The sequence below is a fragment of the Thalassotalea coralli genome, from assembly GCF_055786205.1.
This window is the reverse complement of record NZ_JBVVBK010000001.1, coordinates 542,117-567,205: the sequence shown is the minus strand read 5'-3', so window position 1 is coordinate 567,205 and position 25,089 is coordinate 542,117. Positions and strand designations below refer to the sequence as shown.

Sequence of the window (25,089 nt, the reverse complement as noted above, 5' to 3'; positions counted from 1 at the left end):
TAGTATATTAATAATAAAATTTAAGGATCGAATTCATGAAGCTAAGCATTATATCCTTTGTAGTTACAGGGCTTTTATTAACCCTTGCTTCTGGTGAAACCCATGGCCGAATAAGCGACATCAAGAATGTTGAAAGCGAAGCTACAAAAGCGCAGCTAACATTTGAAAATAGTGTAAGAGGTATAAACTGGCTTGGCTCAAACAGTCGCAAGAAAAGCACTTTACTTGCGCGAATGGAAAAGCATAATGTGCCAGGTGTTAGCATAGCTGTATTTGATAATAATCAGATTATTTGGTCGAAAGGCTATGGTTATGCAAACAAAGAAACAGGTGAAAAAGTAACACCTGCTACCATCTTTCAAGCCGCATCTATTTCTAAACCCGTTACTGCGGCTGCCGCGTTTCAAATGATAGATAACGGCTATTTTTCTTTAGACGAAAATGTAAATAACAAGCTAGTAAAGTGGCAAGTACCGGAAAATAAATACACGCGAAATCAGAAAGTAACCCCTAGCAATATTATGAGTCACACCTCAGGTTTGGGTGTCTCAGGTTTTGCGGGCTACAACAAAAACGCAGAGATCCCATCAATTGTTCAAGTACTGCAAGGCAGCAATATCTCTAACTCAGATCCAGTTCGAGTATTTCAAGAACCTAACAAATCAGAACGCTACTCTGGTGGAGGCACTTCTGTTCTCCAGCTACTCATGGAAGATACAGCAAAGCAGCCATTTACCGAGTTAATGCAACTAAGAGTGCTAAAACCGCTTGGTATGACTAATAGCACATTTGCTCTACTGCCAACTAACCTTGCTTCTTCTTCAGTTGCCTATGGTTACGACAATGATGGCGACATGATCAAAGGCGGTTTTCATTTATACCCTGAAAAAGCAGCTGCGGGGCTTTGGACGACCCCCACTGATTTAGCCAAGTTTATGATCAAATTAGGCCAAGCTTATCGAGGTGAAGATGAAACCTTGTTATCGCAAGAGTCTGCTAAGACAATGATGACCAGAGTACCTGATGCTGGAGGCATCGGCATAGGTATTGACGGTGAAGGTGAAGCCTTTCGGTTTAGACATACCGGTGGTAATGCAGGGTTTTCTTGTTACGCTGTTTCATTTGCGGATACTGGTCGCGGCTTTATCGTAATGACCAACTCAGATAATGGCTTTGCGCTCCTTCATGAAATTAGCCGCGCTATGTCTGATGCATATGATTGGCCAGCCACGTGGATGCGTGAGTAAATGGTTAAGTATTGGTGAGATTAGGGGCTAGAGCGCAAAGCCCCTGTTTCATTACGACTAAGTGAATTAATTTCACTTATCGAGTAAATTTCAATCGTTTGTCAAAACAGTTCTCATCACTTAAATTTCTCCTATCCCTTAATTGAAGGGACAATTGAAGGAGAACAGACATGAAACTTAATACCCTCGTACTAATGTCATTAATCACATTAACAACTGCTGCAAAAGCTGAAAGTGATACCTTTAAATTCTTTCTCGTGAAGAAAAGTGCACCGCAAGAATTCAGTGAAAGTAAAAAGTACTATGAAGATTTCTTATCTGACTGTTTATCTTTAGCTAAAAGCAATGCGCATAGCGAAGCGGAGCAAGCTTGCAGCAAAGCCATTCGAAGTGCAAAAAGCGAATTTAGCATTAACTCTACTAAAGCCATGGCTTACGCATACAATAACAGAGCAGTTGTTAGAGTGTTGGCAAACAACAAAGTAGGCGCTTTAGATGACTTACGCAAAGCCAATAGCTATCAAGAACTTGAACTTATTCAAAGCAACCTAATCATGCTTACCGAGCAAATTAACCAAATAAACTAAACATGAACTTAGCGATAACAACAAACGTAACAACGATTTTCGAAGCTGTCTTTACTTTTAGTTAACGACAGCTTTTTTTATTGCACTTGCTACAAGTATTCAAAAATTCCGCCTTTTCAAAAATATGTCTTTAAAAAACCATTGTTTTAATGGTCGGACAAGATTTATACTGGTTACAAATAAAAAACATAAAAACGCAGTACCCTTATCATGTTGTTAACATCTCGCACTCGCGGCTTTACACTTATTGAACTCGTTGTTGTTATTGTTATTCTTGGTATTATTGCAGCGACAGCAGCACCTAAATTTATCGACCTCTCTACTGACGCTAAGGTGGCTACCTTACATTCAGTAAAAGGTACATTGGAATCCACAATTAATCTGGCCAAGGCGAAAGCACGTGTTGAAGGCCTTAACCCTGTATCTTCTAACCCAGGAACTGCGCAATCAGAATACGTCGTAGATTTTGGTTTTGGCTCTGCCGAAGTCGACTTTAGAAACTTATGTCCAGAAAGCAGCGCTGAAATGGGCGATCAGCTGGATATGAAAGACTTTCTACAAATTGACTCCGAAGACTTTGAAGCCACAGTCACCACTAACCAATACACATTTATTGGTTATGACATTCCAAGTAATAGTTCGCCAGTAACAACTCAAGGTTGTTATGTTATTTATGACTCTTTCGGTGAACCAAATTGCACAGTAACAGTCGTCACTGCTGACTGCTAAACCCCATAAAGTGAAAAAGGGTTAGATTTCACTAACCCTTATTCTATTTCTTTCCCTTTTCTGTTGTATTTATCCTAGGCTCTTAAACCTGACTATTTTACGAACGACTTAAGCTTAGTTAAGCCATTTAATCTTGTTTGTTTCGTTTATTGTTCGATATTGTGCTCATTCGAGAGCCAACCAAACTTGCAACAAGTATCGCTAGATACAGCTGCCCTACAACAGCTTGTGAATACACTAAGTATCGAGACAAAGGTAAGGTTGGTGAAATATCACCAAAGCCTAAAGTTGTTAGGGTAACAAAGGAAAAATAAATAAAATCAGGAAAAACTAAGTACCATTGTGTAGTATCCTCTATACCATCAAATGCCCCTATAAAATTAAGATGGACTAAGGTATACAATAAAGCCCATATCAAGCCAAAAAGTAAGTACATACAAATGGCTCCCAATAATTTATTACCGTCAATCTCCCCAGAGAACATCACTTGTTTAGATGTTTGATACGCTGTGCTAATAAAAAACACCAACATCAGAACAAGGTGAAGAAACTCTAAACCAAGTACATCTAAATAGTACCCAGCCAATGAGCTAATAATAATAGCGAGTGGAAAAATAAACGCCTTGGCAAAAATGAAGTCATCTTTTTTTACCCCCCACACAGCAACTAACAAGGTAACAACGGTTACAGACTGCACGAATCGCTGTGCTGATGGATCGAAAAACTGCTGGGCAATCGCGGTACTCAACAGCAATAAAATTAAGGCAAAGGTCAAATAGATGAAATTGTCGTGATGACTCATTTTTCTCAAATGTGCGCGCATAACTCCCCTTAAAACAATCAAGTAATCTATAGAATCTAATAACGACCTTAAATCTAACGAATATTTCCCAAAAAACAAAGCTTAGGGTGCAGAGTTTCACTGAAGAAATCATTAGAATGAGATACTTTACTTTTAGAGTTATGACATTGCCAAGTAGCTACGTAGCCTCTACTACAACATTGATTAGCATGTCATCTTCAATTTTGTGTTTTGCAAGCAGTGTAGAAAGTTCAGGCTTGCATGAGCCGCAATTCGTACCGCACTTTAACCTTTCACCCAATTCATTAACACTTTTAGCACCTTGCTCTATTTGATTAACTATCGTCTTCTCTGACACATTAAAGCAACTACAAATTTGCTTACTGGCGTCTTGAAGCTCTTTGTTAAGCAATTTACTAATGGTTGTAAACGAAACCACGGGCTCTGCAAAAACATTATCTAACTCATAACTAATGTCTTTCACTAAGGCTGTACTCAAATAAACAACAGCTTTTAATTGCCCATCTGCAATCGCCACTGAATAAGTTTGGTTTGATTCGTTCCCGCTAAATGTCATCCATTGCCAACTTTTCTGGTCGTCGCACAATTGCTTTAACCTAAGTTCAACCTCAGCAGCATCACCTTTGGCAGCGATTTGATAAAAATGACTGTGTTCAAGCTTATTGGTAAACCAAAAGTTTTTCTCATTCGACATTTCTAAAGCTTGTTTCACGTATATTTCACCATAAAAGTCATAGTGCTCTGGCACAATTGCAACCGCAGTTTGCTTACTCTCTGGCTGCCCCGAAATTGAGTCCACTACACTTGGGTAAGAGAAAGATACACTTGAGTTAGCACTAAACGACTGGCTCCAATGAATTGGCATAAAGCACTGGCCTTGAGCTAAATCTGAAGTGATTCGAGCAATTGCTGACACTTTGCCAACTTGAGATTGAATTGACACCACCGCTTCGTTTTCAATGTCAAAACTCTTAGCATCACTAGGATGAATATCGATATAAGGCTTTGCCGTGTGCTTATTGAGTTTTGCCGCCTTTGCGGTGCGCGTCATGGTATGCCACTGGTCGCGAATTCGGCCCGAATTAAGAACTAAAGGAAACTCAGCGTTCACCTTAGCATGCGGTAATTGCGGCGTTATTGAAATAAAACAGGCTTTGTTATCTGGCGTCGAGAATTGACCGTCAGCAAATGGCCGCTCAATTTGTCTATCGCTAGTCAAAGGCCAGGCGGTAGGCAACAAGCTGTTGTAATCTTGCGCTGATAAATTAGACATTTTAGTTAAATCTAATAACCTACGACCTTGATTAGCGACACCGGTTAATGCCGCATATTCATTAAACACCTGATAACTATGGTTAAATTCAAAGCCATCAAAGCCCATTGCACGAGCTACATCGCAAATAATTTGCCAGTCGGGTTTGGCGTTACCTGTCGGCGGCATGATAGCGCGTTGACGAGACATACGTCTTTCAGAATTGGTCACCATACCGTCTTTTTCCGCCCACGGCGTTGCTGGTAACTTAATATCTGCAAAACTAAGCGTATCGTTTTGCTCAACACAGTCAGACACGACGACTAGCTCACATTGCTTGAGGGCTTTTTCTATTTGACGGCGATTAGGTAAGCTCACTACAGGGTTAGTTGCCATTATCCAAATGGCTTTTATTTTTCCTTGTTCAATAGCGTCAAACAACTCAACCGCTTTAAGCCCTTGTCCTGTACAAATATCAGGAGATTGCCAAAATGCTTGCACAGCACTGCGATGTACAGGGTTTTCTATATCCATATGACAGGTAAGCTGGTTAGCAAGCGCACCTACTTCTCTCCCGCCCATCGCATTAGGTTGTCCTGTAATAGAAAATGGGCCACAACCTAGCTTACCTATCTTTCCAGTCGCCAAATGGACATTAATAATGGCATTACATTTATCCACCCCTGTCGACGACTGGTTAATCCCCATCGAATAAAAGCTCACAGCCTTTTCGCTGTCAGCAAATAACTGATAAAACTCGATTAATACATTTTGTTCAAGCTGACAAAAACTAGCTACCTTATCTAAAGTCCAAGACGAGACATTGTCTGTTAACTTATCGAAACCATTGGTGTGAGCGTCAATATAGGTTTTATCTACCCCTTTGTTCTCGATAAGATAATGCAACAGACCACAATATAGCCCCGCATCAGCTCCTGGGGCGATTGGTAAGTGTAAATCTGCTGACTGGGCCGTTGGCGTTGTTCTTGGATCAATAACCACAAGCTTAAAATTTGGGTTAATACTTCTAGCTCGCTCAATGCGTTGAAAAAGAACAGGGTGCGTCCACGCAGCATTTGAACCCACCATAACCAATAAATCTGCGTGTTCTAAATCTTCATAGTTACAAGGTACGACATCTTCACCAAAAGCCCGTTTATACGCACTGACTGCCGAAGACATACACAAGCGAGAATTAGTATCTATGTTAGCTGTGCCGATATATCCCTTCATCAGTTTGTTGGCGACGTAATAGTCTTCCGTTAACAACTGGCCCGACACATAAAAAGCGACAGATTCTTTACCATGTTTCGCTATGATTTGTGAGAAGCGTTTAGCCACTTCAGCGGTGGCAGCATGCCAATTGGTGGTTTTTCCATAAACTTCTGGCTCAAGCAATCTGCCGGTTATATCAACCGTATCAAGTAAGTGAGAGCCTTTTACACATAAACGCCCAAAGTTTGCCGCATGCTCAGGAGTACCCGATAACGATTGTGGGCTATTATTTTCTACGTGAATATCTAGCCCACAACCAACGCCGCAATAAGCACAAGTACTTTGTACTAATCGTGAGTTTTTCTTTTGTAATGAGCTTGCCCGAGCACGCGTCTGAAAGTCTCTGGTATCGTTAATTCCCATCTCATCTCATCCTATACCACTGGCTTATAACAAGAGCTGCACTACGTCTTCAGTTATTCTTGCTTGATATGCTGGCACCTGTGCTTCTTCTTGTAAGCACTTACCTGTCGTCAGCGAAAACTGCTGCTTATACAAAGGAGAAGCTACGACTAACTCTTCTTTATTAGAGCCAACAATGCCGCGGTACAAGACATTCGCCTTACCTATTGGGTCGTAATTACCGATAGCGAATACTTGCTGTTCTGTGCTAGGAATATTAAACAGGGCTACTTGGGAATTATCTGACAGCAAAGCGCATACGCCAGAGTTCTCGACTAAATCGCTCACGTGACAAACGGTTTGCCAAGTTAAGTTTTCCGCTAAAGACATTAGGCTTCCTCCTCTGTTATTAACTCTTTTTCACTTTTATCTAAGGCTGGTACAGAAGCGGAAGTTGAGACTGACGACTGGCTGCTCGCATCGATTATTTCCACCACGGAAATACGTTCCTCTTCTCTTGCTGGACGAACTTGCTGACGCTCCTCCACAAACACAATATGGCTATCGGTTTCGTCTGAATTAACAAATTGTCTAAATCGTTTGAGGGCTTCAGGATTTTCTAGAGTTGTCTTCCATTCGCATTGATACTTACCCACTAGAGAGTCCATGTGTTGTTCTAGTGATGCAGCGATACCGAGGCTATCTTCGATAACCACCTGTTTTAAATACTCCAGACCACCTTCTAAATTCTCAAGCCAAACAGAGGTGCGCTGTAACCTGTCCGCTGTTTGAATATAAAAACTCAAGATGCGATCTATGTATTTAACCAAAGTGAGATCATCTATATCTGTGGCAAACAAATCTGCATGACGCGGACGCATACCTCCATTTCCACACACATATAAATTCCAGCCATTATCCGTTGCGATAACACCTATATCTTTACTCTGAGCTTCAGCGCATTCTCGTGTACAGCCAGACACTGCCATTTTTATTTTGTGTGGTGAGCGAATGCCTTTATAGCGATTTTCAATATATATGGCCTTTCCGACACTGTCCTGCACTCCGTAGCGGCACCAAGTACTACCAACACAAGACTTCACGGTACGCAATGCTTTACCGTAGGCATGACCGGTTTCGAGACCAGCTGCTATCAACTCTCCCCAGATATCAGGCAGCTGGTCTACGCGAGCGCCAAAAAGGTCTACCCGCTGACCCCCGGTAATTTTGGTATATAGATTATATTTCTTCGCAACTTGGCCAATGGTGATGAGCTTATCTGGTGTAATTTCCCCTCCTGGAATACGCGGTACCACTGAGTAAGTGCCATCTTTTTGCAGGTTAGCGAGGAAGTTATCGTTAGTATCTTGCAACGCGACTTTATCGGTTTCTAAGATATAGTCATTCCACACCGATGCCAGTATTGAACCAATGGTTGGTTTGCATATTTCACAGCCTAATCCTTTGCCATGGGATGACAATAGTTCTTCGAAAGATGCTATTTTTCCTAATCTAACGATATCGAATAGCTCTTGGCGTGAATAAGCAAAATGCTCACAAAGATCCTTTTTAACCTCAACGCCACGGCTTTCTAGTTCTTTATCTACAACGTCTTTTAGTAGTGCCGCACAACCACCACAACCAGTACTTGCTTTCGTGCATGACTTTACATCGGCAACAGAACAAGCGCCTTGGTCAACAGCCGTAATAATATCGCCTTTGGTGACGTTCAAACACGAACAAATCGTGGCAGTATCTGGCAAAGCGTCAGCGCCTAGCATTGGCTTGTCAGCCGCCATAGGTAAGATTAATGCCTCTGGTGTTTCGGGCAGTTCAATCTTGTTTAACATGTATTGCAACAAACTATCGTATTCTGTGGTATCACCAATCAGAACGGCACCTAGCAAAGACTTTTTGTCATTGGAGACAACAATTTTTTTGTAGATACCCTCCGGCTGATTTTCATAGGTATAAGACAACGAATCAGCGGTTCTGCCATGGGCATCACCAATAGAGCCAACATCGACTCCCATTAGTTTTAGCTTTGTGCTCATATCGGCGCCACTAAATTGCATGTCGCTTTCTTGTTCGCTGCCCCCACTAACAAGGTGATTTGCCGCCACTTTTGCCATGGTATAGCCCGGCGCAACTAGCCCGTAGATCATGTTTTGATAGAGCGCACACTCGCCAATTGCGTAAATATTTTCATCGGATGTTTGGCAATAATCATTGATAACAATACCGCCACGATCACCGACAGTGAGATCAAACTCTCTAGCAAGGTTGTCATACGGTCGAATACCGGCAGAAAATAATACTAAGTCAGTTTCGAGTACGTCACCATCGGCAAAAACCAGTTTGTATCTTGCGCTTTCTCCAGCTTCAATAACTTGTGTTGCTTTTTCCGTGTGCACCTTAACGCCAAGCGCTTCAATTTTATCTTTAAGGATGCGTCCGCCACCCGCATCTACTTGTACAGCCATTAATTGTGGGGCAAATTCAACAACATGGGTTTCCAACCCTAATTGTTTTAACGCGTTTGCGGCTTCAAGCCCTAACAGCCCTCCACCTATGACCACGCCAATTTGACTTACTTCAGCGCTGGCCTTAATCGCCTCTAAATCTTCAATGGTACGATAAACTAGGCAATGCGCTTGATCGCCCCCCGGAATAGGAGGAACGAAAGGATAAGAACCCGTCGCTAAAATTAATTTGTCATAGACATAACATTGGCCATTAGACGTTGTCACTTCATGGCTATCGCGATCAATCGCCACTACTTTAGCGTTCGTGTAAAAATTCACCTGCCAATCGTTATACGTTTGTTCACAAGTTAAGGCTAAGTCTTTCGCACTCTTACCCGCAAAATACTCAGATAGATGAACACGATCATAAGCTAAGCGCTGCTCAGCAGATAATACGGTAATATTAACGTCGCGCTTGCTATTACCCTTAACACTAACAAGTTCATTTAGTTGTTCAACGAAATGATGACCTACCATTCCATTACCAACGACAACAACATTTAAAGGCTGTGACATCTGTCTTCCTCTCTTTGCTCAAAACCTATATAAGGCATACGAATTTTTATTTGGCACAAAAAAAGCCCACAGTGCGCCGAACTAAACCGGCCACTTGTGAGCTTCTTTGCAAAACCTTGTTCTCTACGCCATTGCAGACTGAGGTTTGTACCTAATTGTTTAAATTTTTATTTCTATCTATTTGATACTTATTAATACAAGTTAAGTGCCAAACCTTCCAGAAATCACATATATTTGTTTTTATTAATAATTAATATCTAAACACAACATCCAACAGCGCTTAGTCCTCGCTATTGCATCATAATAGCGCAAAGCGCTAACTAGTTTGGTGCTGATAAAAAATAAAGAGAAAGTGTAAAGTCTAGAATTTCGCACTCACCCATAACCAAAGTTTATCGGTATCAACTTTAGCTGCTGCTTCATCGCCAGCGGAGTAAGCTGCATACTTAAATCCGGCAGAATATGTTTTAGCAAATTTTCGACCGTAAGAAAGGTTTAGCTCACTACCTAAATCATCTACCTCAACACTGTTTTCATCTGTTGAAAAATCATGATAAGTAACTGCCCACTTACCCGACATTACCTTGCCTGAAAAGGAAATGTATATATCACTTAACCCCTGCTTAGGTGTTGTAAGAAATTGATCAGACCAACCATTAAATTTATGAAGTGTGGCTAACGGTGTTGAAAAGCCATACTGGCCATTGTCACTTCCTAAGATTTCGATACCCGCTTTAGCAGTCACTTTACCCAAGCTATACCCAAGCTCTGCCATTAAATAATCGGCGTCATAACTGTCTGCAGTAGTTTTAGATTCTTGCATGGCATATTCTGCGCTATAACTAAGTTTGTCTTTTTTTCCAGCAAAGCGAATTCCAAAAGTATCTAGAGAATTACTCGTATCGTTATCAACTTCCAGCAGATAGCCATACGCAGTTAGCTTACCAAATTCTGTTTTATACGCGGCATTAAACAAATGATCCTTTGAATCTATATCTTTTTCTTGGCCAAAAATTCTATTGCGCTTGCTCAAGTAAGCGTAATTCACAGAAAACGCCTTAGAAGCTTGATAAGAAAAACTTGCGGCATCAAATGTTTGCTTGTCTTGACGCCAGCCAACATGACCAACAAACCTATGGTTATCTAAGGTAATAACTTGTCGGCCAAGTTTGGCGACAAAACCATCTCGCTTATATTGCACATATCCTTGATCTAATTCAGTCGTTTCAGGGTCGGCAATAACCGAGTAATCACCGCCGTTACCATTCGTGTCGTTATAATCATCAATACCCGCTACAACACGCGAGTCTTCAAACTCAACGACACCACTAAAGTTGTTATAGCTTGTAGTTTTAAACGTTAACAGGGTACGAAGTGTTAACGCATTCGCATCTTTTTTCGCGTTATCTTGATCTACCGTTTCGTATCGAAGACGAAAGTCTAACGTTGCACTGCTTTTATCTTCTGAAGCCACAGCGCAAGTTGTCGTGGTAGCCATTAGTGCCAATAAGCTTTTGGTAAATTTGCGTTTCATTATTATTCCTTTCTGTTTCAAGTTTTACTAAAGCATTAAGCTACTTCTGTATTTTGTTGGTCAGAGCCACTTTGCTTTGCTTTAGCCTTGCTGTTTTTATTGTCTTTATCTGAGGCCGAAATAGTTTCGACCTTGCGTTGCTTTTCATATAAAAACGTGAGAACAGAAGAACGTAAACGATTGTATTCTGGGTCTTGAGCTAGAGCTAAACGATCCCTTGGTCTAGGCAGATTCACGTCTAGAATTTCACCTATTGTGGCTTCTGGGCCATTGGTCATCATGACAATTCTATCTGACAGCAACACCGCCTCATCAACGTCATGAGTGATCATAATGACGGTATTATTTAGCTCGTCTTGGATCTCCATCAATGAGTCTTGCATATGAGCGCGAGTCAAAGCATCCAGTGCACCAAATGGCTCATCCATTAACAAAACTTCCGGCTGCATTGCTAAGGCTCTAGCAATGCCAACTCGCTGTTTCATACCACCTGAAATTTCATCTGGTCGCTTATGCATAGCATGATCCATATGCACAAGTTTAAGGTTATGCTCAATCCAATCCTGCATTTCTTTTGGCTGCATTTTCTTTTTGAACACTTGTTTAACCGCTAACTCGACATTCTGGTACGCTGTTAACCAAGGCAATAACGAATGGTTTTGAAAAACCACTGCGCGTTCAGGCCCAGGTTCAGTAACTTCCTTATTATTTAGCAAAACACCACCACTGGTTGCTTGGTGTAAGCCTGCGACAACATTGAGTACCGTTGATTTACCACAACCTGAATGACCAATAAGAGAAATAAACTCCCCTTTTTTGATCTTAAGATCTACATTATCAAGTGCTTTAAATCGACCTTTAGGTGTTGGAAACACCATGTCAATATGACTAATTTCTAATAAAAAACTCATGAATGATTCTCGCTTGTTTCTTTACTGTTTCGTTGCCATTTATCGCTGAGCGCTAGATTTGTCCCAAGAGACAACACGTTGAATTTGCAGCATGATGCGGTCTAGCAAAAAGCCGATAAAACCAATAACGAAAACAGCAGTCATAATTCGGCTTAGCGATTGTGAACTACCATTTTGAAACTCGTCCCAAACAAACTTTCCAAGACCAGGATTTTGAGCCAGCATCTCCGCGGCAATTAACACCATCCACGCAATGCCCAATGACATACGCATTCCCGTAAATATCGCTGGGATAGAAGCAGGTAACACAATTTTTCGCACATGAGTTAAACTCGGTAGTCGTAGCACTTGGCTGACATTGACCCAGTCTTGATTGATCGCTGACACACCAACAGAAGTATTTATCACCATAGGCCACAGACAACATAAGGTCACAGTCACCATAGAGTTGATAAAAGACTTAGCTACTATCGGATCAGGTGAAATATAAAGTGCACTCACCACCATAGTGACCAAAGGCAACCACGCCAAAGGCGAAACAGGTTTGAATATTTGGATAATCGGGTTAATCGCAGTATTTAATCCTTTACTCAAACCAATCGCTATCCCTAATGGAATGGCTATTAGTGCCGCTAAAAAGAAGCCCGACAACACGGTAATCAAACTAGTATTAATCTGATCAACAAAGGTTTCTTTACCGGTATAAGCTCTAATTTTTGGCTGATAAGTAGGATCTAACGCCATGCGTTTTTGATTACGTGCCTCTTGGCGTTGATAAAAAGCCTGAGCTTTTTCTCGCTCTGCATTGTGCTCCTGATACAAGTTAACCACTTGTGTTGCAACGGCAGAAGGCCCAGGAAACTTCCCTAATGAAGTATCGATACTGCTGGCAGCAATCGACCACAAAACTAAGAAACTCAAAATACCAATGGCAGGCAAAATAAGTTGGTAACCAAAAGATGAAATCGATGTTTTCAGCCGGCTCCCCATGCTTTTGCCATTTTCTAGATTAAACAGTTTGCTTGTAAATGTGGTCATGATTACTCCAAAAATCGTTTACGTATTCTGTTCGTGATTAGTTAAATTTTTTCGCCTGCTTTTAGGCCGATGGCGAACTTGTTGATGTATTCATTTGGTTTCGTACCATCGAAAACTATGCCATCAATAAAGTGGGTTTGAGGCGATCTAAAGCCGTCCTCTTCACCCAAGCCACTCACGTCTGAAGGCGTTAGCAGTTTTTCCGCAACTAGCGAGTTGATAGCAGCCATATAAATATCTGGGCGATAGACTTTTTTGGCGATATCAAAGTACCAACTGTCAGGCTTATCATCGCTGATCTGCCCCCAACGACGCATTTGTGTTAAGTACCAAACAGCGTCAGAGTAGTAAGGGTATGTAGCGTTATGGCGGAAGAAAACGTTAAAGTCAGGTACTGATCGCTTATCGCCTTTTTCATATTCAAAAGTACCTGTCATCGAATTAGCAATGACCTCGTAATCGGCACCGACATAATTAGATTGAGACAGTATTTTTACCGCTTCAGGACGATTAGCGTTGTCGTTCTCATCTAACCATTTTGCTGCACGAATAAGGGCTCTCGTTAAACGAATAGTGGTATTAGGATACTTTTCAGCAAATTGCTTAGTAATTCCAAACACTTTTTCAGGGTTGTTCTTCCAGATTTCGTAGTCGGTCACCACAGGAACACCGATACCTTTAAATACCGCTTGCTGATTCCAAGGCTCACCAACACAATATCCATAAATAGTGCCAGCTTCTAAGGTCGCTGGCATTTGTGGTGGTGGAGTAACTGATAACAAAGCATCTGCGTCTATTTGACCAGAGGTATCACCTTTATGTGGCGCGTAAAAGCCAGGCTTAATTCCGCCCGCAGCTAACCAATAACGTAATTCGTAGTTATGGGTAGACACTGGAAACACCATGCCCATATTAAAAGGCTTTCCTTTTGCTTTAAAACTCTCGACAACAGGCTTCAAAGCATCGGCTTTAATGGGGTGTTGAGGCTTTCCGTCCGCACGCTTTGGAATATGTGGCTTCATTTGTTTCCAAACGTCATTGGAAACCGTGATACCATTACCATTTAAATCCATTGAAAAAGGCGTGATTATTTCTGCCTTTGTGCCATAGCCAATAGACGCAGCAATAGGCTGCCCTGCCAACATGTGCGCACCATCTAAACGACCATCGATGACACCATCTAAGAGTACTTTCCAATTCGCTTGCGCTTCGATAGTGACATACAAGCCTTCATCTTCGAAAAAGCCTTTTTCATAGGCTATAGCTATTGGCGCCATATCAGTCAGCTTAATAAAGCCAAAAGTAAGTTCTTCTTTTTCCGGATAACCTAACTTTACAGGCTCAGCAGAAGCTACCGATAGTGACAACGACGTTATGCACGTACCAACTAACGCAACTTGTGCAGTAAATCGCTTTGCAACTGCCAAGGAAGACGCTAAGTTTTGGCAGAGTCTTTTACTGTTTTTTAATGTGTTAAATAACATAAGTTTTCTCCATAAAAAAAGCCCACGGCGAGCTGAAAATTGTCAGTCGTCTCGTGAGCTTCGATGCCAAACTAATTGTTACTACGCCATTGCAGTTTAATTAGCAGCTTATACCCAAAAGGGTAAATTCATTCGTGTTAGTTGGTACGCTTTGCACTCTTTGCTTGATACCTGAGCAGTTTAATGTGAATTAAGTCACACTCACTCGCTAACACAGCTTTTATCTGTTTACATGAACTGGTTTACTTGTTCTTATTAAACAAGTTCAGTGCCAAATAGGCATTTTTTATATTTTCCTTACAATTACAAGCTCTTATCGATAGTTGAATTTTATTCAACTATTACAACTAGTTAGGCTTGCATCAATTTAGCGCATTAAAGCGCTAAAACAGTGCTTACTCGAGCCTTTCATGTTGGCGTACCTGATGCTGCATTTGTTGGTTTAGCATGGCTTGTTCAAAAATATCTTGTCGATAGACCTGCTTTATTACCTGCTCAATATCTGTGTCAGATGCTATGTGCTTATGCTGACGCATTTGGTTTAACAACCATTCACCGTGAAATAACTCCGGTTTATTAATATTGTCTGCGCCAGTGCTCGAAAATCGATTGTATTTAGGCACATCTCTAGGCGACTCCCCTTGGCGTATTAAACAACTACCAATTAAAGACGGTGCAATAACAGAAAGAGGCAAATCCAAATAATGATGTTGAGCAAGAATGCGCGCAGCTTCAAAACGATTCGCGACACTTTCAAGCCATTGACATGCTTGGTATAAGGCGGCAACTAAGTCTAGAGTCGCGTCTTGATTTTCATCATTCCATTGACGCTTAATCGCTAGCACTTTTTCCGGCATATCTGGCCAAATATCGCAAGAAGTAAGCACTGTTACCCCAATACCATCTCGCACCGCTTTTGCATTCCAAGGACCGCCGACACAAAAACCATCAATGTCTTCACAAGCTAGGGCATCTACCATATTCGAGGGCGGGATCACTTTTATGTCGATATCTTCTAAAGCAATATTATTCTGTAAAAACCAAGAAGTTAACTGATAGTAATGACAGCTATATGGGTATACGGTGGCAAATACTAGCTTTTTCCCCAGCCTTTTCCGGTGGTTGATAACGCCTTTTAATAGCGCGGCACTAAGCGGAATATCGAGGCTTTTTAGTTGATTAACAAACTTTATTTCTTCATACAATGCCGTGGATAACGTGATGCCATTACCGTTTTGACTGAGAATCAATGGAGCTATCACTTCCACTGGTGCGCACCCTAAACCCAAAGTACTAGCAATAGGCATAGGAGCAAGAAACTGGGCACCATCAAGAACACCAGCGTGTAACTTATCCCGCATTGTCGCCCAAGAGCTTTGCTTTTTAAGTGAAACACTGAGGTTAAAATGTTCAAAGAACCCCTTTTCCTGAGCGATGACAATAGGGGCACAGTCGATTAACGGCATAAAGCCGATATTAATCTCCGTTAACGAGCTTACTTTCGATTGATTCATGAGCTCGCCTCCAGCATTTGCGCTAAAGACAAGATGTTCTTAGCGACATCTTCTAACTTCTGGCCATTGTCCATCGCCATTTTTCGAATGCTATGGTATGCGTCTTTTTCCGAGAGCCCTTTGGTTTGCATCAACCAAATCTTAGCTTGTTCAATTGTTTTTTGATGGGTGAGCTTTTCTTTGGTTTTAGCTAGCTCTTGCTTTAATTGTTGGTATTCACTAAACCGTGCGATAGCAGTGTCTAGAATAGAACGCACTCGATTAATAGCGACATCTCCTACCATGTATGCGCTAACCCCTGACTTTATTAATTGGTTAATCATTTCCGTATCGCCTTGTTCAGAGAACATCACGATGGGCTTTGGGTTATCTACAGAAATGATATTAAGGCTATCTAATACATCTCTATCTGGCGCTTCGATATCCATAATAATCACATCAGGTTGCATACGTTCAACGACAACTAACAAAGGGATGGAAGATTTACTAATGTGTTTAATCACATAGTTGGTATTGTCTAACACGTCGATAAAGGCATTTGCTTTATCTTGGTCATCTTCAATTAACAGTACTTGCAGCAAATTTGGGGTCCTTACATCAGGCTAGCTAACCGCCAACAGTTGTTTAACAAACCTAGATACAAAATACAGACCAACTAACTTTATGTATTATTTTTCAGAAAGTTAGAGAAATACCGTTCTGATAACAAGACAAAACTTAAATAACTTTGCCCCATTTTAGCGCACTCAAAAGTAAAAAAGCGGAACCCAATTCAGTTCCGCTTCAATTACGTTATTTCAATATCGCACTAATTAGCGTATCAACATGGAACGTTTCCACACATAATTGGACCAACGTTTCTTGGTGTTACCGTTTTCGTTGATGTATGCGTATAACCATCGTTGTCAGTTACCTTAACTTTAACGGTGAAAGGTACCGTACTATTAACCATGGTGTAATTGCTTGTTGCGGTTCTGTTTGGCTTTTTAACACCATCGATCCATAACTCTGTTTTTACTACATTACCGTCATAATCTTTACCAGATACACGAACATATGTTTCCCAAAACTCATGTGGACTCGCAGAAATAGAAGAGACAGGCTTATAGTCACACTGAGTAGTTGTCACATTTGAATAATGTGAAAATGGCACGCTTGCCAAACAGCTACGAAAGCTTCCCTCAGAGTATTGATGAATAAACACTACTGACTGTGGCGTTGGTGATACATATTGTGAAATAGGGAAATTGGCCCCAGGAGGAGTACAATAAGCCCAACCTGCATAAATTGGTAATTGAGAGGTAGTGCTTCGACAATTTACTTTTTCGCCAAACTCATCGCCAGCGTTTGCGGTAAAAGACAAGCTTGCCAGCAGCAAAGAAAGTAACGCTATATATTTCATTATAATTATCCTTAATTTTTAAATTAAAAATGTGTTTAACACCAGACTTTAGATCGGGTATTCAACACATCTGAAGCAATTCACTTCGCTCCAAATACTAGAGTTAAATTTAAGTCAAAACATCCATGTGCTATCAATTAGCATTGTTACCTTTATTATTCCCAAAACATTTAAAAAACAAATTCAATATAACAAGCAAATAAGAAAAATAATTTCAAATATAACAAAAATAAATAAAGAAAACTCATTTACCCCTCAGCTTATTACATTTGCTATTTTTAAATTTTCATTCTATTTATTAGTGAGTTATAAAGAGTTTATTACATGGAATATTTATGAAGGATCATCAGCACATCAAGCTTTTAACTTTAGCTTTTACCTGTTGTTTATATACAAGCAATACTACAGCAAAGTGCGAACAGGAATATAAAGCGCTTCAAAACCAACAAACCTTGATGAAAAAAGGCCATAGTGCTTCAACAATGGAATGGTTAAAAACTAAAGAACACAAGCTTGCTAAGACGTATCAAAATTGTAGATCAGGTAAGAATCGTTCAGCTAAAAAGAAAACTAAAATCAATAAGCAAACCTCCGCCTCAAATAGCGCTAAAAGTAAAGCTCAAAGCTACAGAAAATTAATATCTAATACAAAAAACTCCACCTTCTCTCGCCCAATAATGTTTAAAACTAAATTTGACGGCGACAAGCAAAAAGCATGGATTGCCCACTACAAAACACCGAAAATTTGTTTAAAACCCAAGTCTACAGCTAAGTTTGCCGAATGCATTCAACATCGAAATGTTGCAGCTGAACAGTTTAGTCAACAATGGGAGGCTACTAACAGAATGAAATAAATAGCTTTTTAAAGTTCACATAGCTTAGGTAATTAAACTAAGATGAAAGCAATAAAGATAAAAGCCATCGGATAAAAAACGAGAACTCAATGCTACTCAAGCACTTTAGTAAAACACAGTTTCCTCAGCTCCTCTCATTTACTGTTTTACTTCTTGTGTTAAGTGGCTGTGCTCAGCTTCCTGATAATTCTAAAAAAGAATCGAGTTACGCCATTGCAGATGATGTTCCTAGTCAGCTCGCTAATGATGTTCAGGTTAGTAAGTTAAAGCATAACGTTTCTCCCTCGAAATCTGGGGTAATGCCGCTAGCAAATGGCATTGATGCTTTTGTCGCTCGCGCGGCAATGGCAAAGTTGGCCGAAAAAACCTTAGATGTTCAATATTACCTGTACCACAGTGATTTAACAGGAACCTTATTCACAGCGACTTTGTGGCAAGCAGCAGAGCGCGGCGTTAGAGTTCGAATCTTATTAGATGATATGGACATGGGTGACCGCGATCGCGCGTTAGCCGTACTCAATGGCCACCAAAATATTCAAGTGCGACTTTTTAATCCGTTTATTCGTGGAAAGCTTAAAGCGCCGCAGTTTGTGACTCGCTTTGGCAGCGTAACTAGGCGCTCTCATAACAAAGCTATGATTGCTGATAATCAACTTGCTGTCCTAGGTGGAAGAAATATCGGTGATGAGTACTTTGCCGCTGATCCTAACTTATCCTTTGGCGACCTTGATGTATTGGTCACTCAGCCCGCAACTAACGAAGTCTCTAAGCAATTTGACCTGTATTGGAACAGTCCTTTAGCTTATCCAGTAGAGAGCTTAATAGACCATCAACCTAGCAAAGAAGAGCTGAGCTCCATTGAAGGCTACATACAATCTTTCTACAAAGAAAATACCAGTACTCAATACATTGAACGATTAAAACAAAGCCCGTTATTAAACAAAGAGTCAAAACAAAATAGCAATTACTTCTGGGGAAAAACCGACGTTATCTATGATCTTCCCGAGAAAATTTCCGCAGATAGAGATGAAACTCACCTTCATTTATCTCCGCAACTCGCCCCTTATTTTAAGGCGGCAGAACAAGAACTGCTGGTAGTTTCCCCCTATTTTGTGCCAGGAAAAGAAGGCGTTGAGTTTTTTCGAACGCTACAAGAAAAAGGTGTTCAGGTTAAAATCCTTACCAACTCTTTAACGTCAAACGACGTCCCTATTGTCCATGTTGGCTATTCGAGATATCGAAAAGATCTATTGGCTGCTGGAGTAAAGTTATACGAACTAGACAAAAATACCTTGGGGCCAAATTATCAACGAGAAAAAAGTAAAACAACACGCGAGGGAAGATCGGGCTCCAAAGCAAGTTTACACGCTAAATACTTTGTCATTGATAACAAATATACCTTCATTGGCTCGTTAAATTTAGACCCACGTTCCGTTATCGAAAATACAGAAGTGGGCGTAGTTATCCACCAAGATAAATTAGCGTCTCTTTTACATACTACCTTTGATAGGCAAATTCTCAAGCACGCTTTTGAATTGCAATTAGTGAACAATAAACTGGTTTGGCGAAAGCATCAGCCCAATGGACAGGTTAAAGAATATTATTCAGAACCCTACAGCAGCTTCTGGGATAAAATAAGCCAATTCTTTATGAGTTTATTACCCATAGAGTCACAAATATAATGCAGGTATTAATGAAGAAAAAAGGCATGCTAAGTACGAGAGCAACTTAACATGCCCAAAAAGGTTTTGAATTATTGAGAGGATTTACGTTTAATGATCACCATTGACAGTAAAGCCATTAACATGATGAAAATCATCAAAACATTTGGTTCACTCACTTGTTGAGGGTTAGCAACAGGAGCACCTGTTACATCACCAGCAAAAATAAGCTGGGAAGACAAAACAGGTGTCGCCTCTGAGTTTGCCGTTAATGCCAACTGACCAAAAACAAAGGTGCTATCTGGAACTTCGCTAGCGTCAAACCAAATACTAAATAGATTTAATTGGCCACTACCTAGGTATTGGTTGTCAGTTAAAAACGCTGATAAAAACACGTCATTTGAAAACTCAAAAGAATCAAAAGTAAATAAGCTATCGTCAAATAGTAGGTCAAACTCTAGCTCAGCTACTTCCGGATTTACGTCATTAATAACAACATCAATAACAACTTGTTGACCGGCTGAAACCGTCCCCGCAATGTTAGGCTCAAATGTAATTAAACCCGCAAAGCTTTGTAGTGAAATCAGCGCTAAAAATACACTCACTATTTTTTTCATTTTTCTTTCCTTGTTATCTTATATCTGCGTTAATTATTCAGTGGCACATCGGCTGCGAGTGCACAGTGCCATCAAACTTCTAACATCACGACGATCTACCTTGTTGTCATTGTTAAAGTCATAAGCACTATCTAACGGACCGCCAGCCATAATCATGCTGTTAAAAATAGTGACGTCGTTTTTGTCAACATCTTGGTCTTGATCGAAATCGCCCGGTAGCGCTTGTTGAGCATCTAATGTTAAATGAACAATGATAGGGTCATGATCCGATGAACGATACGCATCTGGAGAAAAGAAGTTAGCCTGTTGAGACGCACTCTTATTCTCGGTATTGTAATCAAGTACACGAGGTTCATCAGCGTTAATATGCCAAACATGTGCAGCTTCAATTACGGCCTGCATCTGAGTATTCGCTAAAGCATGATCTAACTGACCTAATTGGCCGCCATAAATGTAGCTATAACTCTCGCTTGGTAAAATGCTGTCAAATCCTTGCGAAGCTAACATTGTAATAGGGTCTTCTTTTGCGTATGCATTTAAGTCACCTAAAATTAGCACTGGAGTATCAGCATACTGTTGAGTAATAAACTGCCCTATTGCATTTGCCGCACGAGTACGGGTTTGGTTACAGTTGCCCTGTCCGTCACCCAAATCTGGGTCGTTTAACGAGTTACAGTTACTGCCTTTAGATTTCAAATGGTTTACCGCCACAACAAAAGCTTGCTCGGCTCCTATGCGAGTAAATTTTTGCGTCAACATAGGACGGTTTTTATTGTCTAAAAATAAAGGCCCTTGTCCGTCACTAACAGAATTTGAACTATCTAAAATCGCTGCGTTTCCAATAGGTTGAACGACTTGATGGCGATAAACAATGCCAACGGTAATATCATCATCACCTATTTGTGCTGCACTTGGATTTAACACACTGTATTGATCTGAACCCACCAAAGCATTTAAGCCTGAAACTAAATCCACAATGGCTGAATGTTGTCCATAGCCATCATTTTCAATTTCCATGAGTCCTACAATGTCAGCATCTAGTGCGGCAATTGCAGCAATAATTTTAGTGCGTTGACGCTCAAACTCATTAGCATTGTGTGCGCCACGTGGAGTCGGGAAGCCTGCACCTTGGCCATTACCGTTAAAGTAATTAAGTACGTTGTAACTAGCAACGGTCACATTCGCTTGATCCGGTTTAGCAGGAGCTGCCGTTCTAGCGTTAGACTTTTCAACGTTAAGCACAGATATTGGCATTAACTGGTATTTACCGTAAGCAAAAGCTAATACGGCATCAACATTGATCACTTTATCACCGGAACGAATTGAATTAGTACCAGAAAGAGCAGGCGCCGGATAAGGCAAGCTCTCAGGGTTTTGAGATGTTTCAACATCATCTAACCAAATAACTTTCGCTGCATTTTCCGCTGCTAATTGCTGTGCTGCAGCACCTGGAGCAACAACCTGTGTTGGCGTCATCAATCGTTCAGAGGCTAAACCTAGTTGACCATATCGACCATAGTTATATGTGTCTGTTACATATAGAGGTTGGGTAAAGGTAACACGCATACCTTCAGCAGCTTCTTTTTGACTATCTGATAACGGTAAGGTTAATGGTAGTGCTGCTGGCAATGCTTGGTTTGACGAACACACGGTAAGCTGTTGAACGCTACTTAACTGAGTTTGATCGTTAAATTCGCCAGCCGTTGCTTGAATACGAACACGATCACCTGCATTGACTGCATTGGTTGAGTCATAAACAAATAATGCTTCTGACGTGCTAGCGTTATCGTCTTTTTCAGCATCTGCACTTTGAATATAAAAACCACGATAGCCACTCGACTGAAAGTCTGCCGTTACTATGCCTTCCACCCATACAGAGCTTCCTGACATATTGGTTGAAAGGCCACTACCTTGGATAGTTGAAATAGCAGTGAATGTCTCACCACAATTATTATTGCCACCTGAGTCACCACCACCATTATTTCCACCATCGTCTCCGCCGGAATCGCCGCCACCATTGTCGCCGCCACCTGAATCACCGCCATCAGCATCTATAAATTCACCGGTAAACGTGTGGTCACCTAAACCCGTTAATGTGTCTTTAGCAAATCCTTGCCACTGGCTAGAAATTTCAAACGCCGTGCTGCCCGCATTAATTGGCGAGTGCCTTACAATAGAATTGTCTTTAGTGCTCTCTAAGCCACTTCCCCATTGGCTACCAGGATCGGTTCCTATTTCACCAATGATATCTATCAACTCTGCACCGCGATAAAGAGCAATCGCATCGTCGCCATTGTGCTTTAAAGAGCCCGTTTTAAAGTCGACATGCGCACTACTACTGATTCCAGTATTCGCAATAACGTAAGTTTTTCCTGAATCAACAGAGCCACTAAGTGAAATAGTGTTACCTGCTGACGTCTTACCGTTGTAATACACTTTTAACTGATAATCACTTAAATCAATCGAGCCAGTCGTCGGATTGAAAAGTTCAATTGCTTTGTTGTAACCGCCACCTTCTACATACTCTGAGATGAGCAACTGCGCGCTAACGTGCAGCGGTAAACAACAAGCCATCGCTAAAACGATCTTGTTTTTCATTTTTATTTCTACCGTGTTGTGTGAATAAGAGAACTTACTGCAACGACATTAAAACAATAAGTTGACCAAATAGTAAGTATTATTTGTTAAAAATTTATGACCATAAATTTGAACATAAATGAAATTTACTCGACAGATTTATTAAACACCTTACCAAATGGTTAATTTTCAATTCTTTCGTCACCTAGCATTATGTAGGGTATAGAAACAGACGAAAGTATGGGGCAGCACACACTAATAGCCGTCTTGTTCAGCCTTGTCACAAGAATACAATCAGCCTTGAATTCACGAGTTACGGTAACGCAACCCAATAGCTAGCCCGTACCTCATTCACTATCAAGGAGCTAGATAATGACTTCAAACCACTTTATGGGAAAGCACCCTATTCATCCCTCTAAGGTTGCAGCAGCCCTGCCCATTCCTGCAACTAATTTAAATATTAGTTCAGTCGTTCTTTCGCAGATCTCAGTTGATTTAGCGATAGAACTTGGGTTCGGTAGCCTATTCAACAATAGTACGAATGTTAATTACACCGCATTTTTAGTAGACGTAGTCGCCACTATGCCAGAAATCCAAATGCCAACGAACGGCACAGTATTTGATGGTAACGTTTATGGTACAGGGTTAAGAGCCTGCCTCTCGGCAGTAAATTTCGATACGAAAAATACATTGTCCCTATCAGGAATTACTTTTGAGATGCAGTCAAAAGCGATAACAGCAAGTTGTGATGTCCAAATATTTGGTTTGCCTCAAGCAGTTAGTGTTGATATTGCCACCTACTTAAACCTTGCCAGTATCGACTCTCACTTTATGGTGAACTTCGGTCGAGCGATCCAATTAGTTATGGACGCACTTTCAACACCCAATGCTTCACTAGAAGCATACCCTTTGTACAATTTGCCAGCATCGACTAGTGAATTAATGATACAAGCGTTAGCCGCATCTCAAGGTTATGCACTACACCGAATAAACAAGGGTGATAGCTTTGACGAAGCCATGACACGATTGTCGAAAGCACCAAAGCTAAACAAAGGCTATCCATATAATCTAGTCGATGAATTTGTGACCAGAGGGGTTTACTTCAACATATTGGCCACCACAGACGACAACGCTAAGCCCTCTAGCTATGACAAAAGTGTCGCAAACGATATTGCTAACCTGAAAAAATAGCTGACATAAAAGGAGTTTTCCCATGACAACGATGAAAATAGATGTTTCACCCTACTACATTAGCAACACCAACTCACCCGCAACAGCAGTCATTGCATGCCTCGTACCTTTGCTTTCAGAAAATTCGAGTGATCTGTCACTAATTTCTGCTTCCCCTATCGAATCAACGATAGACTTCGGCCCAAAACTTACTTTAACGAGTAAATCAGTTTCGGTAAATACAGCAGCTTCGATGGGATTTTCTTCGGCCATGGTAAGTGCGGATGTCGATTACTCTTATGTATTGGTTGAGTATAATTGGGACGGATTAGAGCAAGCCAATACTGTTCCTAATAGTGCCATTTTAACCACTTATTACAAAGCAGGTATGCGAGCATTAGTGAAGTCAATCAACGTAGACTCTAAAAACAGCGGCAATATCTATGGTGTTTCTTTTGACGTACAAGGTAAAGGCGCAAGCGCACAAATTGAATTTCAGTTCTATGGTATCCCTAATTCAGAACTTTCTGAGATTTCAAATCTATTAAGTACGAGTACAGGTGAATTTAATTTCAACTCTATGACGATTCTAGGGCAAATATGTGAACTTATCGATAATATCGATATAGCAAAGTTAAGCCCAGAGTTATCCGCCGTCGAAGTAGATCCAGCGTTGCTATTTGCTAATAGTTACCAACTTTCGACAACTTCATGTTATGCATTAAATGAGATACAAAAGGGAAAAAGTGTCGCCGATGCCATTACAGATAGTAGCAATTTAAAATATAGCGACAAAATACCCGTTGATTTACAAACTATCAATTCGGGAGTTTTACAAGATATCTATTCGTCGGTCGTACCTTCTCCACCAGTAAATAGCAATGACAAAACCTTAGCAAAGCAATTGTTGTTTTCAGGTGAATAGTCAGGACTAATGATCTGCCCCTTCAATAGTAGTTACTTAACATTAACAATAAAAGAAGCTCTCGTATCCCTAGAGCTTTTTTTATTGCTTTAACGAGAACTTAGCT

General features: G+C 40.7%; 20 protein-coding genes. 7 read left to right on the top strand and 13 right to left on the bottom strand.

The window, feature by feature from the left end:
- The first annotated feature begins 35 nt into the window (after window positions 1-35).
- From ACOB80_RS02455 to ACOB80_RS02445, 3 genes are all read left to right on the top strand, one after another.
- Window positions 36-1,247 (top strand): serine hydrolase domain-containing protein, encoded by a 1,212-nt coding sequence (locus ACOB80_RS02455; RefSeq protein WP_473164213.1) that lies wholly within the window; start codon window positions 36-38, stop codon window positions 1,245-1,247.
- 170 nt (window positions 1,248-1,417) lie between these two features.
- Entirely contained in the window at window positions 1,418-1,834 is a 417-nt protein-coding gene (locus ACOB80_RS02450; protein WP_473164212.1) for a hypothetical protein, read from the top strand.
- 210 nt (window positions 1,835-2,044) lie between these two features.
- The gene (locus ACOB80_RS02445) at window positions 2,045-2,563 is read left to right on the top strand and encodes a prepilin-type N-terminal cleavage/methylation domain-containing protein (protein WP_473164211.1); all 519 of its coding nucleotides are present in this window, start codon (window positions 2,045-2,047) and stop codon (window positions 2,561-2,563) included.
- Between the two features lie 127 nt (window positions 2,564-2,690).
- Here ACOB80_RS02445 and ACOB80_RS02440 read toward each other — a convergent pair whose 3' ends face one another.
- The 11 genes from ACOB80_RS02440 to ACOB80_RS02390 form a co-directional block, all read right to left on the bottom strand.
- Window positions 2,691-3,386: a potassium channel family protein gene (locus ACOB80_RS02440; RefSeq protein ID WP_473164210.1), complete on the bottom strand. Its 696-nt coding sequence runs from the start codon at window positions 3,384-3,386 to the stop codon at window positions 2,691-2,693.
- A gap of 157 nt (window positions 3,387-3,543) precedes the next feature.
- The gene (locus ACOB80_RS02435) at window positions 3,544-6,276 is read right to left on the bottom strand and encodes a nitrate reductase (protein ID WP_473164209.1); all 2,733 of its coding nucleotides are present in this window, start codon (window positions 6,274-6,276) and stop codon (window positions 3,544-3,546) included.
- Window positions 6,277-6,300: 24 nt separating this feature from the next.
- Window positions 6,301-6,645: a nitrite reductase small subunit NirD gene (gene nirD / locus ACOB80_RS02430; RefSeq protein WP_473164208.1), complete on the bottom strand. Its 345-nt coding sequence runs from the start codon at window positions 6,643-6,645 to the stop codon at window positions 6,301-6,303.
- Window positions 6,645-9,296 carry a nitrite reductase large subunit NirB gene (nirB, locus tag ACOB80_RS02425; protein WP_473164207.1) on the bottom strand — a complete coding sequence of 884 codons (2,652 nt, stop codon included), beginning with the start codon at window positions 9,294-9,296 and terminating at the stop codon, window positions 6,645-6,647. The genes nirD and nirB overlap by 1 nt, the downstream gene beginning before the upstream one ends.
- Before the next feature lie 361 nt (window positions 9,297-9,657).
- Complete coding sequence (locus ACOB80_RS02420; RefSeq protein WP_473164781.1) at window positions 9,658-10,794, bottom strand: alginate export family protein; 1,137 nt, start codon at window positions 10,792-10,794, stop codon at window positions 9,658-9,660.
- Between the two features lie 71 nt (window positions 10,795-10,865).
- A complete protein-coding gene (locus tag ACOB80_RS02415) occupies window positions 10,866-11,741 on the bottom strand; it encodes an ABC transporter ATP-binding protein (RefSeq protein WP_473164206.1) in 876 nt (291 codons plus the stop codon).
- A gap of 39 nt (window positions 11,742-11,780) precedes the next feature.
- Window positions 11,781-12,731, bottom strand: a complete 951-nt coding sequence (locus ACOB80_RS02410) for an ABC transporter permease (RefSeq protein ID WP_473164780.1) — start codon at window positions 12,729-12,731, stop codon at window positions 11,781-11,783.
- An 89-nt stretch (window positions 12,732-12,820) separates the two neighbouring features.
- Window positions 12,821-14,263, bottom strand: coding sequence for a CmpA/NrtA family ABC transporter substrate-binding protein (locus tag ACOB80_RS02405; protein WP_473164205.1), 1,443 nt, complete (start codon window positions 14,261-14,263; stop codon window positions 12,821-12,823).
- Window positions 14,264-14,658: 395 nt separating this feature from the next.
- Complete coding sequence (locus tag ACOB80_RS02400) at window positions 14,659-15,777, bottom strand: CmpA/NrtA family ABC transporter substrate-binding protein (protein WP_473164204.1); 1,119 nt, start codon at window positions 15,775-15,777, stop codon at window positions 14,659-14,661.
- Window positions 15,774-16,358 carry an ANTAR domain-containing response regulator gene (locus tag ACOB80_RS02395; protein ID WP_473164203.1) on the bottom strand — a complete coding sequence of 195 codons (585 nt, stop codon included), beginning with the start codon at window positions 16,356-16,358 and terminating at the stop codon, window positions 15,774-15,776. The genes ACOB80_RS02400 and ACOB80_RS02395 overlap by 4 nt, the downstream gene beginning before the upstream one ends.
- Before the next feature lie 239 nt (window positions 16,359-16,597).
- Window positions 16,598-17,179: a hypothetical protein gene (locus ACOB80_RS02390; protein WP_473164202.1), complete on the bottom strand. Its 582-nt coding sequence runs from the start codon at window positions 17,177-17,179 to the stop codon at window positions 16,598-16,600.
- A gap of 335 nt (window positions 17,180-17,514) precedes the next feature.
- Between ACOB80_RS02390 and ACOB80_RS02385 the strand changes: the two genes are divergently transcribed.
- Both ACOB80_RS02385 and ACOB80_RS02380 read left to right on the top strand, forming a co-directional pair.
- Window positions 17,515-18,033 carry a hypothetical protein gene (locus ACOB80_RS02385; RefSeq protein ID WP_473164201.1) on the top strand — a complete coding sequence of 173 codons (519 nt, stop codon included), beginning with the start codon at window positions 17,515-17,517 and terminating at the stop codon, window positions 18,031-18,033.
- An 89-nt stretch (window positions 18,034-18,122) separates the two neighbouring features.
- Window positions 18,123-19,715, top strand: coding sequence for a phospholipase D family protein (locus ACOB80_RS02380; protein ID WP_473164200.1), 1,593 nt, complete (start codon window positions 18,123-18,125; stop codon window positions 19,713-19,715).
- Between the two features lie 71 nt (window positions 19,716-19,786).
- On the opposite strand, the gene ACOB80_RS02375 is transcribed toward ACOB80_RS02380, so the two are convergent.
- Window positions 19,787-20,311 (bottom strand): hypothetical protein, encoded by a 525-nt coding sequence (locus ACOB80_RS02375; RefSeq protein WP_473164199.1) that lies wholly within the window; start codon window positions 20,309-20,311, stop codon window positions 19,787-19,789.
- Window positions 20,312-20,344: 33 nt separating this feature from the next.
- Window positions 20,345-22,909, bottom strand: a complete 2,565-nt coding sequence (locus ACOB80_RS02370; RefSeq protein WP_473164198.1) for an ExeM/NucH family extracellular endonuclease — start codon at window positions 22,907-22,909, stop codon at window positions 20,345-20,347.
- Between the two features lie 351 nt (window positions 22,910-23,260).
- Between ACOB80_RS02370 and ACOB80_RS02365 the strand changes: the two genes are divergently transcribed.
- Both ACOB80_RS02365 and ACOB80_RS02360 read left to right on the top strand, forming a co-directional pair.
- Window positions 23,261-24,079, top strand: coding sequence for a hypothetical protein (locus tag ACOB80_RS02365; RefSeq protein WP_473164197.1), 819 nt, complete (start codon window positions 23,261-23,263; stop codon window positions 24,077-24,079).
- Window positions 24,080-24,101: 22 nt separating this feature from the next.
- The gene (locus ACOB80_RS02360) at window positions 24,102-24,983 is read left to right on the top strand and encodes a hypothetical protein (protein WP_473164196.1); all 882 of its coding nucleotides are present in this window, start codon (window positions 24,102-24,104) and stop codon (window positions 24,981-24,983) included.
- Window positions 24,984-25,089: the final 106 nt, after the last annotated feature.

Excerpts from the sequence above, each read along its gene's own strand:
- ACOB80_RS02455 (WP_473164213.1), top strand. The coding sequence starts at position 36 with ATGAAGCTAAGCATTATATCCTTTGTAGTTACAGGGCTTTTATTAACC.
- ACOB80_RS02450 (WP_473164212.1), top strand. The coding sequence starts at position 1,418 with ATGAAACTTAATACCCTCGTACTAATGTCATTAATCACATTAACAACT.
- ACOB80_RS02445 (WP_473164211.1), top strand. The coding sequence starts at position 2,045 with ATGTTGTTAACATCTCGCACTCGCGGCTTTACACTTATTGAACTCGTT.
- ACOB80_RS02440 (WP_473164210.1), bottom strand. The coding sequence starts at position 3,386 with ATGCGCGCACATTTGAGAAAAATGAGTCATCACGACAATTTCATCTAT.
- ACOB80_RS02435 (WP_473164209.1), bottom strand. The coding sequence starts at position 6,276 with ATGGGAATTAACGATACCAGAGACTTTCAGACGCGTGCTCGGGCAAGC.
- nirD (WP_473164208.1), bottom strand. The coding sequence starts at position 6,645 with ATGTCTTTAGCGGAAAACTTAACTTGGCAAACCGTTTGTCACGTGAGC.
- nirB (WP_473164207.1), bottom strand. The coding sequence starts at position 9,296 with ATGTCACAGCCTTTAAATGTTGTTGTCGTTGGTAATGGAATGGTAGGT.
- ACOB80_RS02420 (WP_473164781.1), bottom strand. The coding sequence starts at position 10,794 with ATGGCTACCACGACAACTTGCGCTGTGGCTTCAGAAGATAAAAGCAGT.
- ACOB80_RS02415 (WP_473164206.1), bottom strand. The coding sequence starts at position 11,741 with ATGAGTTTTTTATTAGAAATTAGTCATATTGACATGGTGTTTCCAACA.
- ACOB80_RS02410 (WP_473164780.1), bottom strand. The coding sequence starts at position 12,731 with ATGGGGAGCCGGCTGAAAACATCGATTTCATCTTTTGGTTACCAACTT.
- ACOB80_RS02405 (WP_473164205.1), bottom strand. The coding sequence starts at position 14,263 with ATGTTATTTAACACATTAAAAAACAGTAAAAGACTCTGCCAAAACTTA.
- ACOB80_RS02400 (WP_473164204.1), bottom strand. The coding sequence starts at position 15,777 with ATGAATCAATCGAAAGTAAGCTCGTTAACGGAGATTAATATCGGCTTT.
- ACOB80_RS02390 (WP_473164202.1), bottom strand. The coding sequence starts at position 17,179 with ATGAAATATATAGCGTTACTTTCTTTGCTGCTGGCAAGCTTGTCTTTT.
- ACOB80_RS02385 (WP_473164201.1), top strand. The coding sequence starts at position 17,515 with ATGAAGGATCATCAGCACATCAAGCTTTTAACTTTAGCTTTTACCTGT.
- ACOB80_RS02380 (WP_473164200.1), top strand. The coding sequence starts at position 18,123 with ATGCTACTCAAGCACTTTAGTAAAACACAGTTTCCTCAGCTCCTCTCA.
- ACOB80_RS02375 (WP_473164199.1), bottom strand. The coding sequence starts at position 20,311 with ATGAAAAAAATAGTGAGTGTATTTTTAGCGCTGATTTCACTACAAAGC.
- ACOB80_RS02370 (WP_473164198.1), bottom strand. The coding sequence starts at position 22,909 with ATGAAAAACAAGATCGTTTTAGCGATGGCTTGTTGTTTACCGCTGCAC.
- ACOB80_RS02365 (WP_473164197.1), top strand. The coding sequence starts at position 23,261 with ATGACTTCAAACCACTTTATGGGAAAGCACCCTATTCATCCCTCTAAG.
- ACOB80_RS02360 (WP_473164196.1), top strand. The coding sequence starts at position 24,102 with ATGACAACGATGAAAATAGATGTTTCACCCTACTACATTAGCAACACC.